The sequence below is a fragment of the Streptomyces sp. UG1 genome (assembly GCF_049974585.1).
In the GTDB taxonomy this organism is placed as follows: Bacteria; Actinomycetota; Actinomycetes; order Streptomycetales; family Streptomycetaceae; genus Streptomyces.
Genome location: NZ_JBNGGG010000023.1, coordinates 155,389 through 166,495 on the forward strand (window position 1 = coordinate 155,389; position 11,107 = coordinate 166,495).

At 67.5% G+C, this 11,107-nt stretch carries 13 protein-coding genes, 1 tRNA gene and 2 pseudogenes; 8 read left to right on the forward strand and 8 right to left on the reverse strand.

From position 1 onward, the window contains the following. Positions 1–86 precede the first annotated feature (86 nt). Together ACP4J3_RS25570 and ACP4J3_RS25575 are read right to left on the reverse strand one after the other, a co-directional pair. On the reverse strand, positions 87–554 hold the full coding sequence (locus ACP4J3_RS25570) for a transposase family protein (protein ID WP_426538266.1): 468 nt from the start codon (positions 552–554) through the stop codon (positions 87–89). A 433-nt stretch (positions 555–987) separates the two neighbouring features. Beyond that, complete coding sequence (locus ACP4J3_RS25575; RefSeq protein WP_426538268.1) at positions 988–1,368, reverse strand: hypothetical protein; 381 nt, start codon at positions 1,366–1,368, stop codon at positions 988–990. 210 nt (positions 1,369–1,578) lie between these two features. Between ACP4J3_RS25575 and ACP4J3_RS25580 the strand changes: the two genes are divergently transcribed. Further along, positions 1,579–1,929, forward strand: a complete 351-nt coding sequence (locus ACP4J3_RS25580) for a hypothetical protein (RefSeq protein ID WP_426538270.1) — start codon at positions 1,579–1,581, stop codon at positions 1,927–1,929. Positions 1,930–2,511: 582 nt separating this feature from the next. Next, positions 2,512–2,835: a hypothetical protein gene (locus ACP4J3_RS25585; RefSeq protein ID WP_426538272.1), complete on the forward strand. Its 324-nt coding sequence runs from the start codon at positions 2,512–2,514 to the stop codon at positions 2,833–2,835. A gap of 38 nt (positions 2,836–2,873) precedes the next feature. Here the strand turns inward: ACP4J3_RS25585 and ACP4J3_RS25590 are convergent, their stop codons facing one another. The 3 genes from ACP4J3_RS25590 to ACP4J3_RS25600 form a co-directional block, all read right to left on the reverse strand. Beyond that, a complete protein-coding gene (locus ACP4J3_RS25590; protein WP_426538274.1) occupies positions 2,874–3,575 on the reverse strand; it encodes a hypothetical protein in 702 nt (233 codons plus the stop codon). Between the two features lie 24 nt (positions 3,576–3,599). Next, positions 3,600–4,196: a hypothetical protein gene (locus ACP4J3_RS25595; protein WP_426538276.1), complete on the reverse strand. Its 597-nt coding sequence runs from the start codon at positions 4,194–4,196 to the stop codon at positions 3,600–3,602. 97 nt (positions 4,197–4,293) lie between these two features. Then, positions 4,294–4,887: a hypothetical protein gene (locus tag ACP4J3_RS25600; protein ID WP_426538278.1), complete on the reverse strand. Its 594-nt coding sequence runs from the start codon at positions 4,885–4,887 to the stop codon at positions 4,294–4,296. Between the two features lie 408 nt (positions 4,888–5,295). Between ACP4J3_RS25600 and ACP4J3_RS25605 the strand changes: the two are divergent. The 5 genes and pseudogenes from ACP4J3_RS25605 to ACP4J3_RS25625 form a co-directional block, all read left to right on the forward strand. Beyond that, positions 5,296–5,863: pseudogene (locus tag ACP4J3_RS25605) on the forward strand (DUF3987 domain-containing protein); the annotation flags it as partial. Then, positions 5,830–6,129 (forward strand): annotated as a pseudogene (locus tag ACP4J3_RS25610) (hypothetical protein); the annotation flags it as partial. The pseudogenes ACP4J3_RS25605 and ACP4J3_RS25610, both read left to right, overlap by 34 nt. Continuing rightward, a complete protein-coding gene (locus ACP4J3_RS25615) occupies positions 6,130–6,339 on the forward strand; it encodes a hypothetical protein (RefSeq protein WP_426538308.1) in 210 nt (69 codons plus the stop codon). A 402-nt stretch (positions 6,340–6,741) separates the two neighbouring features. Then, positions 6,742–7,071, forward strand: a complete 330-nt coding sequence (locus tag ACP4J3_RS25620; protein ID WP_426538280.1) for a helix-turn-helix domain-containing protein — start codon at positions 6,742–6,744, stop codon at positions 7,069–7,071. Beyond that, positions 6,960–8,126, forward strand: coding sequence for a site-specific integrase (locus tag ACP4J3_RS25625; protein WP_426538282.1), 1,167 nt, complete (start codon positions 6,960–6,962; stop codon positions 8,124–8,126). Before ACP4J3_RS25620 ends, ACP4J3_RS25625 begins: the two co-directional genes overlap by 112 nt. Before the next feature lie 77 nt (positions 8,127–8,203). On the opposite strand, the gene ACP4J3_RS25630 is transcribed toward ACP4J3_RS25625, so the two are convergent. The 3 genes from ACP4J3_RS25630 to ACP4J3_RS25640 all read right to left on the reverse strand — a co-directional run bounded on the left by ACP4J3_RS25630 (position 8,204) and on the right by ACP4J3_RS25640 (position 10,208). Continuing rightward, a tRNA-Pro gene (locus tag ACP4J3_RS25630) sits at positions 8,204–8,277 on the reverse strand. A gap of 33 nt (positions 8,278–8,310) precedes the next feature. Continuing rightward, positions 8,311–9,120, reverse strand: coding sequence for a Pr6Pr family membrane protein (locus tag ACP4J3_RS25635; protein ID WP_426538284.1), 810 nt, complete (start codon positions 9,118–9,120; stop codon positions 8,311–8,313). Between the two features lie 161 nt (positions 9,121–9,281). Then, positions 9,282–10,208 (reverse strand): metallophosphoesterase, encoded by a 927-nt coding sequence (locus ACP4J3_RS25640; protein WP_426538286.1) that lies wholly within the window; start codon positions 10,206–10,208, stop codon positions 9,282–9,284. Positions 10,209–10,364: 156 nt separating this feature from the next. On the opposite strand from ACP4J3_RS25640, the gene ACP4J3_RS25645 reads away from it, so the two are divergent. Continuing rightward, complete coding sequence (locus ACP4J3_RS25645; protein ID WP_426538288.1) at positions 10,365–10,829, forward strand: GatB/YqeY domain-containing protein; 465 nt, start codon at positions 10,365–10,367, stop codon at positions 10,827–10,829. The last annotated feature ends 278 nt before the right edge of the window (positions 10,830–11,107 follow it).

The following is an 11,107-nucleotide window of genomic DNA, read 5'->3' on the forward strand; positions in this document are numbered from 1 at the left end:
CGGCGGAGAGCGGGCGGCGTCCCTTGTCAGGGCCGCCAGGGTGGCGGTGGCGCAGGTGAGTGTCGCCTTGGAACGGGTCCGCACGGTCAACGGATCCGCACGGTCTTGGCCAGAGGCCGAGGAGTGTCTCGCTCACGGGCGCGTGTCCAGATGGCCTGTTGGCAGGTGGCAAAGCCCACCGCCAATGCCGTGTTGGACAGCATCTGGCCTCGTGTCAGGGGCCGGTTCCGGGCGGCCTTGTAGCCGGTGATCACCGCCTGGTCGGCGCCGGTGCCGCCGTCGTCGAGGCCGACGAAACCCAGGTCGGCGATGGCGCCGAGCCTGGCCGCCCGCAGCTTGGCGGTGGGCTGGTCGTGCCGGCAGGCGGTGATCTCGGAGGTGCGCCCGGGGCGGGCCGCCGAGATCCACAGCAGTCGGCCCCGGTCGTCGGTGAGGGCGATCACGAGCAGGCCGTGGCATTTGTTCTTGCCGGAGTAGCTCTTCCGGTTTTCCTTCCCGGTTCTGCGCCGGGTACGGATCACCGATCCGTCCAGCAGTACGATGCCGCTGCCCATTCGGGCGATCTTCAGGCCCGGTCCAGGCCTGGGGCGCGGTGGCGAGCAGGCGGACGATCTCCCTCACCCATCGGGTCACGGTGGTGCGGTGCACTCCGTTGTCGCCGGCCAGATCGCCGGGCCGCTGGTCACAGCGCAGCACCGTCAGCACGATGCCGGCGATCTTCCCTGCGGGCAGGACGCGCCACCGCGAGCCGATCTTCTTGAGGTGGCCGCGTATCAGGTCGGCGAGCCAGGTCAGGGTGGCACTCGACAGAGGCAGGCGGGCGGCGTAGACAAGGCCGTCAGGGCCCTCGACGGAACTGTTGTTTTTCGTCACAAACTCAACTGCCGCTGGGGGCCCGTCAGTTACGGGCGCGCCCCGCGCGACTACGGACGCGGGGGAACCGCCCGTCGCCCCGCTTGTGCAGCCAGCCGCGGTCGGCGAGCTCGGTCATCTTCGCCTGCAAATGTTCCAGCTTGCCGCGCACCGAGGCGTCCAGGCCCAGCCGCTCGCCCACGCCCTGACCTGCACCGGGCCGTCGGCCTCCCGCACGATCGCCAGGATCTTGCGGTAGTCGCCGGGCAGCGCGTCCTCATCGGCCGCGTCGCTGCGGTGCGGGATGAGCAGCACCGCCCGCCCGGCCGTCTTCGCCGATACCGGAGCGACAGCCCCGGCATCGGCCTGGACCTGCTCGGCCGGGCGGTTCAACACCCGCTCCGCGACCGCCAGTTCATCCCGCTCGGCCTGGACCTCCTGAAGCTGCTTGGCCAACTCCTCGGCGAGGGCGTCCAGTTCACTCCGGCGAGTGGTGATCCACTGCCGCTGCTGCATCCCACGCCCTCCCGCGATCTCGTAGCGTGCCAACCTGCCGACGGCTCGTAGGCGGGGGCCGGTCGTGGGCGCAGCCGAACCAGATATCCCGCCGGAGCCGGACCTGCCCGATGATCTACGCCATGGTCATCGGCCGCCGACCGGCATGAGCACCCCACCCGCCATTCACACCAGACCCGTGACCTGCGACTTCACGATGCACATCACTCAATGACCGAGCCCACCCGATTACTGTGCGCGGTCGCGCACCTGCGGCCGGACAGAGCCGACGAGTTCGCCGAGAAGCTCGGAAAGTGGCGGCGGAAGAAGGCCAAGCAGCTCGGCGACAGGCTCACCCCCAAGAAGGTACGCGAGCGGCGCCTGGAACAGGCAGCGAAGCGGGCCATCGCTGGTGAGCAGGACAAGCTGAAGAAGCTGTTGGACGACGAGGAGGAGTCGACCGTGCCCAGCCAGCCACGGGTACTGGTCGGCCACGAGTACGCGCGATGGGTGCGCCGCCGGATCGCGGCCGCAGGGCAGCCGGTTTCCCGTCGCAGGGCCTCGACCTGGAGCCCATACTGAGCGCGTGCGCACAGGCACAACGCCTGCTGTGGTTGCGTTGCGCTCTCACTGTCCTGGCCTGTGCGGCGGGCGGACTGTGGGTGCTGACACCGCTCGCCTACCTGGCGCCGCTGGTGGCCCTGCCTGATCACCGCGTTCGCTCGCTGGGACCGGATCGCTCGCATCCGGCGACGGGCCCGCGGCAAGCCGATCTCCGCCTACACCAACGACATCGCCCAGACCCAGATCGCCAAGGCCATCACCTTCCTGAACTGGATCAAGGACCAGGAGGAGACGCCGGCGACCTGCCAGACAGCCCCTCATCGACCGGTCCGCAGCAAGTTCGCCACCGGCATCAGCATTCCCACCAAGCCACGACGGATCTTCCACCGTCCGCTCGACGCTGACGAACGCTGGGCAACCGCCCGGCGGCTCCTGAACGACGATTCCATCGAGACCAGGGACCGCGTTGCCGGGCTGATGGTCCTGCTCTATGGTCAGTTTCCCGCGAAGACGTGCCGCCTGACCGTCGACCACATCGTCCACAACGAGAACGGTGTCGCCCTCCACCTCAACAAGATCCCGCTGAGGATCCAGCCGCCCATGGACGGCCTGGTCCTCCAGCTCGTCGACCTCGCCCGTGACCACGAACGCACGGTGATGTCGAACGAGCGCAATGCGCCCTGGCTCTTCCCATCGCTGCAGATGCCCGGAAGGCCGATGACCGGCAGGCATCTCGGTCGTCGGCTCCGTGACATCGGACTTCCCACTGAAGCGGGGCGATGCGCGGCCCTACTCGACCTCTGCACACAGATCCCTCCAGGTGTTCTCCAACGCCTGCTCGGGATCAGCCCTTCGGCTGCCGAGCGCTGGTCGGCCGGGGCCGTCAGAACCGCCTATGCAGCAGAGATCGCTCGGCGAACCTGACCGACAGCACTCAGGAGGTGTGGCCGTTCCCCAACGACTCAGCCATCGTCGGCCACGCCTCCTCGCAGCCCCCACTCATCGAGGCCGGAGTAGATCAACGCGATGCGACCTGCGGGAAAGGACATGCATGCGGCCTCCCCTGAATAGAGGGCGACCAGCGAGTCGGGTCCTCTCCACCAGGTGTCCGCCAGACCCATCACCTCGCGCACCGGCTCGTAGCCGTCCAGCTCGATGTCATCGACGTCATCGCCGACGAGTTTGGTGACCTGCTTTGCCCACATAGATGCGTGGTGGGCCAGGGCGAGCGATTCCACCCAGCCTTCGACGGTTGCATGCAGAGGTGCCCACCTGTCTGCCTGGATGCCGAACTCGCCAGACGGACTGATCATGAATGAGTAGGGGACTGCGGTCCGCTGCATTCCGGCTTCGAACCACCACCCTGCAGAGTCTGATTCGGGCGAGTCCGGATCGAGGTACTTGGGGCCTCCGTCGTACTGCGATGCGGGTGGCAGGAGCAGACCGCCCCACCGTCTCTGGTAGGCCGCCATTCGGTCGATCACTGCTGCGGGGATGTCTCGCGCAAGCCACCACTGCCTGTGATCCTCGACGGGGCGCACGTCGATCTTGACGCCATGCGTGCCGACAAACGATCGAGCTCGTCGGGTCAGGCCGTCGGGCACGTCGTTGATGAGGTGAACATTCACCAGAGGGACGCTACCCAGCAGCTGCGGGGAGAACATGCCCGGAGCCGACACCCTCCGTTTCTATGCGGTGGACGTGGTCGTAGGTCGAGAGACTTCCAGGACAACCGCCGTGCCTGCCACGGATCGGTCCTCGTGCAGGGTGATCACTTGGCCGGGCTGAAGCTGCTGCCACTGCGAGGGGTCAAGAGGAGCGAGTCGTACCGAGGCTTGCCCACCGGGCTCCAGGAAGGGAGTGAACTCCACCCAGAGCTGGGCGATGTTGAGGACCGGTTCGCCGGTCGGGGTTCGGTTTCCGATGTTCCACATCGGTCGCAGGACACCGGCACCTGAGATCGGCGTCTGCCGTCGCGCCTCGGTGGCCGGGCGGAGGGTGAGGTCAGCTCGGATGATGCCGTTGCGAGTCTCGTAACAGCGCCAATGGCACCAGGCCGCGCTTTTATCCAGCCGCATCTGTTTGGCTGCGGTGGCCAGGGTTTCCCAAAAGCTGAGCGGAAGCGGTTGGACGTCGCCGAGTTCTTCCAGCAGCCCGAGGGCCACCTCCCACTCGTCCCGACTGAGGTACTCCCAGACGTCGTTCACCGTGATGTCGTTCTCGGTGGCGATCTCCTCGGGAACCAACAGGGAAGCGGCTTCCAGCAGCTTGGGGACGTCCTCCATGCCCTGATTCTGGACCATAGTCTCCTGCCGACGACAGAGGCTGCCTGATCACCCCCATCGAGCAGATCGCAACACTCGCGACGTTCGGCGCGGTGTATCAGGCTTCGATGCGAAGCCAGGTGTCGCCAGCGCGAAGCCACAGAAAGCCATCACGTCCTTGACCGCAGCGCATGACAACCCGCCCGGGCACTCGTACCCTGCGCCGCTCGGTCACGCTCCAGGTATCGCCGACCAGCTCAGCTCGGACTATTTCGGTTGCCCGCTGATTGTGAACGCGCTTGGTCAGGACTGCTCGATCGCCGTGTACGGCGAATCCGTCCGGATCACGTACGGGGCTGGGCCAGCTGGTCACCTCACCCGTGGAGGAAGTGATCCGAGTCAGAAACGTGCCGCCGCGTCGGCTGCCGGAGTACCAGATCAGCCACACCCGATCGCCCTCGGTAGCGGCGGTGCAGCCCTCCAAGGGCGCGTCGGGAAGGCGACCTTCCGGGGCCCAGGTTGCTTCCCCTTCGGTACTCCAACCAGCAAGCCCGCCTGCCGACTGCGGATGCCCTCCGTAGATTCCTTCGTCCCCGTAAGCCGTCCAGATCGATCCGCCGTAGTCGGTTACCAAAGCAGGGATGTCGTCGCCGATGCAGAAGGTGTCCTCCTGCTCACCGCTCTTCAGAGAGAACACCACAGCGTTCGGCATCCACGAGCCCGCGTCCTCCTTGCGAGCGCGACCACCTGCAACGAGGAGCCGGGAGTCCGGGAGAAGAGCGATGTGACTGGGCCGGACCTGTACGTCCTTGATCAGTCGGCGTTGAACTGATTCATCAGCCTGGCGAATCACCAGCACCCCATCGAACGGGACTTTCGGGCCCCATCCCACCCAGCCCTTGATGTAGCGGCTTCGGCGTAGGTACTTCCGATGGACGAGCAGAACAGCAAGTTCTCCTGTTGGGCCAACGGTCCACCACAGAGGGCGTCGCCCTGCCCAGAGATCCGTAGCAGGCGGCCTCCAGACCTTCTGTATCTCAACGACTGCCGACACCGCATCCCCCTGAACCGCAGCACCCGAACATAAGCGCTGATGAGAGGAGTGTATTGAGTCGTGCAGGTGCGCGGGCACCGGCGCGAGCCCACCAACCTGTACGTCGTCGTCGCGCTCCCGCCGGCCAACCGGAAGTCCGCAGTGTTCGCCCTGCTGACTGACCCGCTGTACGACGCAGAGGCACAGCTCCGCACCGTGCAGCAACCGGCCATCGTGGAAGCCCAGATGACCGCCCGGCTCGCCAAGGAAGCGGCCGACAAGGCTGCGGCCAAGGCAGCCTCTGCGAACGCGGACGAGCGCGATGAACTCGTGTCCACGGCCATCGCGCTCGCGCAGACTGCGGAGACCGTCACCGTGCCGGCCGAACCGCAGTTGCTCGCTGACGACGCGACCGCGGAGACGGACCTCGCGCATGTCAGAGCAGGGCGGACGGATCGCGGTCATGTCCGCCGAGGGCGACATCTTCGACATCATCGCCGGCCGCTACTCCGGCAAGCCCAACATGGGCGTCTTCCTCAAGGGGCACGCCGGGGACCGGCTCCGCGTGGATCGGCAGACGCGGAAGGAGTACATCGAACACCCCGCGCTCACCATGGGGTTGTGCGTCCAGCCTCAGGTACTGGACGAGATCGGACGGCAGGAAGGCTTCAAGGGCCGCGGCCTGCTGGGCAGGTTCCTCTACTCCGACCCCGCCGTCGTCCAGCTCACCTCCGAGGCGAATGCGGCCCTGCTCGCCTTTCAGGAACGGGTGGAACCCATGCTGGAGGCCCGGGGCGGTGCCCTGGGCCACATTCGGACTGGGCCGGCAAGCTCGCTGGCGCTACCGCCCGCATCGCCGCCCTGCTCCACCTCGCGGCGCACCTCGCCAAAGGGCACACGGTGCCCGTGGCCGAAGCGACCATGCGTGATGCCATCGCGCTGGCCGACTACTTCACCAGCCACAGCCTCGCCGCGTTCGACGCCATGGGCGCCGACCGCACGACCGAGCGCGCCCGCACCGTGCTGGAAGCGCTGCGCACCCACAAGTGGAGCGAGGTCAGCAAGCGCGACCTGATGGCAAGCTCTCCCGCTCCGAGTTCGCCACTGCGACCGACTTGGACCCGGTGTTGAGCCTGCTGGAAGACCACGGCTACGTGCGAGCCCAACCCGTCGTCCGCACCGGAGGCCGCGGCCGGCCGCCCTCCCCGCGCTATCTGATTCACCCCCGGCTGACCGACCCGACCGCCTGAGCCCGCTCACAGAAACCACAGAATCACAGAAATATCGCCGTGAGCCCCTGACCTGCGTAGACAGCCACTTCAGGGGCTCACGGCGCCCCACCACAGAAACCCGCAGAGAAGCCACAGAAATAGCCCGGACCCGGCCGCGCCGGACCGGCCTCCCTATTTCTGTGGCACCTCCGGCGATTTGTGTGGCAGCACCCTCCGCGCGGCATCGCCGCAGGTCAGACGCGCAATCACGGGTTTCTGTGTATTTCGTGGTTTCTGTGGCGGCATCCCGCCAGGAGACGCCATGACTCTCGCCCTCCCGGAGCGAACCCCGTCCGTCGAACCCATCTTCTACAAGGTCTCGGACGCCGAACGCGTCCTGAGCATGAGCAAAAGCGTGATCTACGGCCTGATACGCACCGGCCGCCTCCGCACGGTCAAGGAGGGGCGCGCCCGGCTCATCCCTGCATCCGCCATCCACGAGTACGTCGCGCTGCTGGAGCGCGAGGCAGGACAGAAGAAGTGGGCAAGCGCCGCAGTAGGGGAGACGGTGGCCTCCACTGGGACGACAAGCGCCAACGCTGGATCGCCACGGCCAGTCTCGGTTTCGACCCGAGCGGCAAGCGGATCGTGAAGCGGGCGAGCGGCAAGACCAAGACCGTGGCCAAGGACAAGCTGAAGGAGGTGCTCCGGGACTACGAGGACGGTCTTGCCATCGCGCCGACGGGCTGCACGGTCAAGGACGCGGTGACCGACTGGCTCGCGTACGGGCTCAACGGTCGGGGCGTCATGACGGTCACGACGAACACGATCCTCTGCAACACCCACGTCATCCCGGCTCTGGGGGCGAGGAAACTCCGCGACCTCAGCGCCGACGACGTGGACAAGTGGCTTGCCGAAAAGTCGAAGGTGCTGAGCACCCGTTCCCTGGAAGCGATCCGCTCGTGCCTGAACCGCGCGGTCAAGCGCGCCATGGCGCGGGACAAGGTGCAGCGCAACGTCGTGGAACTGTGCTCGGCCCCGGCCGGCCGCCCCGGACGGCCGTCGAAGTCCCTGACGTTGGCACAAGCTGAAGGCGTGTTGGTCGCCGCAGAAGACTCCCCGCTGTATGCGTACATCGTGGTGTCGATGCTCACAGGCGGCCGTACGGAAGAGATCCGCCCCTTGAGGTGGGATCACGTCGACCTCGAAGGCGACCCGGACGCGCACCCCGAGATCCCACCGCACATCGCCGTGTGGCGCTCGGTCCGAAGCACCGGGGACACGAAGACCAGGAAGCCTCGCAGGACGCTGGCACTGCCTGGCCGTGCCATCGACGCGCTCAGGATTCAGTGGGAGCGTCAGGGCTGGCAGCGGCTCGCGGCCGGCGACAAGTGGCAGGAGAGCGGACTCGTCTTCACGTCGGCCGTCGGCACGCAGCTCGACTCAGCGAACGTGCGGCGTGAGTTCTGTAAGGCCATCAAGGGTGTCGACGGGATAGTGCCGGAGCGGTGGACGCCGCGGGAGCTCCGGCAGAGCTTCGTATCGATCCTGTCGGACAGAGGGATCCCGCTTGAGGAGATCTCGCGGCTGGTCGGCGACTCCGGTACGGCCGTGACCGAAGAGGTCTACCGGAAGCAGATCCGCCCGGTGATCCAGACCGGAGCGACCGCCATGGACGGCATCTTCGGCGCAGTTCCGAAGCGGTAGTCACGCAGCCAGTCACTCACAACAAATCAGGCCCGGCGCTGATCTCTCAGCACCGGGCCTGACCTGGTGTTTCACTGTCGGGGTGGCGGGATTTGAACCCACGACCTCTTCGTCCCGAACGAAGCGCGCTGCCAAGCTGCGCTACACCCCGATGTCGCTGCTTGTCGCGGCGACGACGTTTACTTTAGCCCACTGGTGGCTGGAGACGAAATCCGGTTTTTGCGTGGTGGCGCAGGGGGCGGCGGAGCGGGTTCGGGCGGGTGTGGTCGAGGGCCACGAGGAGGATGGCCAGGGCGTAGATGGCGAGGCCGATGAGGAGGGCGTTGGCCAGGACGCTCTTGTAGCCGTGCCGGGCCACGTCGAGGAAGGGGTAGAGGTACCGGGCCGGCGTGCCGGGGGCGAGGAGTTCGCCTCGGGTGAGGGTGAGGGTCAGGTAGGTGAGGGGGTAGAGGAGCCACGTCGTCGCCTGGCGCAGGTGCAGGCCGCCGGGGGACGTGAGGAGCAGCCAGTCCAGCAGGGCGGCGATCGGGGTCACCGTGTGCAGGATCTGGTGGGTGAGCGCGTGCCAGCCGGTCGGGGCGGCGGCCTCGCCCGTGAGGACGCCGGGGAGGGCGAAGGGGCTCGTCTCGTTGGCCAGGAGTACGTGGTAGACGAGGCCTGTGACCAGGGCGTAGAGCAGCGTCGCGCCGGTCAGTGAGGTCGGGAGGGGGCGGCGGGCCGTCCAGGCGCGGCGGGCCGCGGCGATGAAGACCAGGGTCAGCAGGATGTTGCTCTGGATCGTGAAGTGGCTCAGGGTGCGCAGGGGGCTGCCGAGGGTCAGTTCGATTGCTACCGCTCCGGCCGCGCACAGGGCTACCAACAGGCGGAACACGGCCGTCGGGCGGCGAGGCGTGGGGGGTATCACCGCCGTGGCGGGGACGTGGGAGGGCATCAGCGCGGGAATACCCGGTATCGCGGGGAGGTCCGGGATGTCCCTGGGTATCGGGGCGGTCATGGCCTCACGCTAAGCAGCGTGGGTGAAATGGGCGATATGGGTGGGCTATGTGGGTTATATGTCGTGTGGGTTATGTGTCAGTCGTTGCCGGTCCGGTTGTGGCGGGGGCCGCAGAGACGCCAGCAGCGCCCCTGCGATACCCGGCACGTACTCGCGGTGCGCTACTCCCGACCCACCAACGTCAACAACGTCGCCTCCGGCGGGCAAGCGAAGCGGAACGGGGTGTAGCGGTTCGCGCCGCAGCCCGCTGAGACGTGGAGGTATGACGTACGGCCCTCCGCGGTGTGCGTGGACAGGCCCTTCACCCGGTCCGCGTCCAGGTCGCAGTTGGTGACCAGGGCGCCGTAGAAGGGGATGCAGATCTGGCCGCCGTGGGTGTGGCCGGCCAGGATCAGGGGGTAGTCGTCGGCCGTGTACGCGTCCAGGACGCGCAGGTACGGCGCGTGCACCACGCCCATCGAGAAGTCCGCGGCGCCCGACGGGCCGCCGGACACCTGCTCATAGCGGTCCCTCTTGATGTGCGGGTCGTCCAGGCCGGTGAGCTCCACCGAGACGCCCTCCACCTTCAGCGCCCCCCGCGTGTTCGTCAGGTTCAGCCAGCCGGCCGAGTCGAAACCGTCCCGCAGGTCCTCCCACGGGTTGTGGATCGCGCCGACCACCGGCGGGTTGCCGTTGAGGCCATGGCGGCCCTGGGCCTTCTCCAGCAGGTAGCGGGCGGGATTGCGCGGCTTGGGGCCGTAGTAGTCGTTCGAGCCGAAGACGTACGCGCCGGGGAACTCCATCAGCGGGCCCAGCGCGTCCAGCACCTCCGGCACGCCCTCGGGGTCCGACAGGTTGTCCCCCGTGTTGATCACGAAGTCGGGGCGCAGGCCCGCCAGTGAGCGCAGCCAGCGCTGCTTCTTGCGCTGGCCACTGACCATGTGGATGTCGGAGACCTGCAGGACGCGGAGCGGGCGCATGCCGGTGGGCAGGGCGGGGACCGTCACCCGTCGCAGACGGAAGGAACGGGCCTCGAAACCCGCCGAGTACAGCAGACCGGCGGCGCCAACCGCCGTGATTCCCAGGGGTACTCCGTATCGCGCGCGCATACGACCATCGTGTCAGACCGGAGGAGTGTCCCGTTCCGGGTGCCCGCCATCCGCCATCCGCCATCCGCCGTTCGCTGTCCGCCGTACGGCACCCCTCACGCACCCCCCTTGAAATCAACGGGCGTTCCGCCCTCCACACCTGCGACAATCGGGTCCATGACCACGCTCAAGTCGAAGCTGCAGGAAGACCTCAACGCCGCGATCAAGGAGCGCGACGAGCTCCGCTCCTCGACGCTCCGGCTGACGCTCGCCGCGATCACCAAGGAGGAGGTCGCGGGCAAGGAGAAGCGCGAGCTCTCCGACGACGAGGTCCAGAAGGTGATCACCCGCGAGGCGAAGAAGCGGCGTGAGGCCGCCGAGGCCTTCGCACAGGGTGGTCGTGCCGAGCAGGCCGAGCGGGAGAAGGCGGAGGGCGAGGTGCTCGCCGCGTACCTGCCGAAGCAGCTCAGCGACGACGAGCTGAACCAGATCGTGGCCCAGGCCGTCGAGGAGGCCAAGGCGGCCGGCGCCGAGGGTCCGCGGGCCATGGGCGCCGTCATGAAGATCGTGAACCCGAAGGTGGCGGGGCAGGCCGAGGGCGGCCGGGTCGCCGCGGCGGTCAAGAAGCTGCTGGCGGGCTGACCGGGCTGACGCACCACGCCCGCCCGGGCCGTCGTAACGCCCGCCCGGGCCGTCGTAACGCCCACCCAGGCGGTCGTATACGACGACAGCGATACGGCGACGGCAATACGACGCCGGCGGCAACAACCACGACAGCAACAACGGCGACGGCTCCTGCCCCTTCAACTACGAGGGGACGGGAGCCGTCGCCGCGATGAGAACCCCTAGGGCCTGTTGCGAAAGTGGATCTTGTTCGTTGATGATCACGTCCCGTGGGACGTGGGGATCTGACGAACGGC

What these genes read in the sequence shown, in the direction of transcription:
- ACP4J3_RS25580 (WP_426538270.1), top strand. Translation starts at nt 1,579, where the DNA reads ATGACCGAGCCCACCCGATTACTGTGCGCGGTCGCGCACCTGCGGCCG.
- ACP4J3_RS25640 (WP_426538286.1), bottom strand. Translation starts at nt 10,208, where the DNA reads ATGCGCGCGCGATACGGAGTACCCCTGGGAATCACGGCGGTTGGCGCC.
- ACP4J3_RS25585 (WP_426538272.1), top strand. Translation starts at nt 2,512, where the DNA reads ATGGACGGCCTGGTCCTCCAGCTCGTCGACCTCGCCCGTGACCACGAA.
- ACP4J3_RS25615 (WP_426538308.1), top strand. Translation starts at nt 6,130, where the DNA reads ATGCGTGATGCCATCGCGCTGGCCGACTACTTCACCAGCCACAGCCTC.
- ACP4J3_RS25620 (WP_426538280.1), top strand. Translation starts at nt 6,742, where the DNA reads ATGACTCTCGCCCTCCCGGAGCGAACCCCGTCCGTCGAACCCATCTTC.
- ACP4J3_RS25595 (WP_426538276.1), bottom strand. Translation starts at nt 4,196, where the DNA reads ATGGAGGACGTCCCCAAGCTGCTGGAAGCCGCTTCCCTGTTGGTTCCC.
- ACP4J3_RS25635 (WP_426538284.1), bottom strand. Translation starts at nt 9,120, where the DNA reads ATGACCGCCCCGATACCCAGGGACATCCCGGACCTCCCCGCGATACCG.
- ACP4J3_RS25590 (WP_426538274.1), bottom strand. Translation starts at nt 3,575, where the DNA reads ATGTTCTCCCCGCAGCTGCTGGGTAGCGTCCCTCTGGTGAATGTTCAC.
- ACP4J3_RS25575 (WP_426538268.1), bottom strand. Translation starts at nt 1,368, where the DNA reads ATGCAGCAGCGGCAGTGGATCACCACTCGCCGGAGTGAACTGGACGCC.
- ACP4J3_RS25645 (WP_426538288.1), top strand. Translation starts at nt 10,365, where the DNA reads ATGACCACGCTCAAGTCGAAGCTGCAGGAAGACCTCAACGCCGCGATC.
- ACP4J3_RS25570 (WP_426538266.1), bottom strand. Translation starts at nt 554, where the DNA reads ATGGGCAGCGGCATCGTACTGCTGGACGGATCGGTGATCCGTACCCGG.
- ACP4J3_RS25600 (WP_426538278.1), bottom strand. Translation starts at nt 4,887, where the DNA reads ATGCCGAACGCTGTGGTGTTCTCTCTGAAGAGCGGTGAGCAGGAGGAC.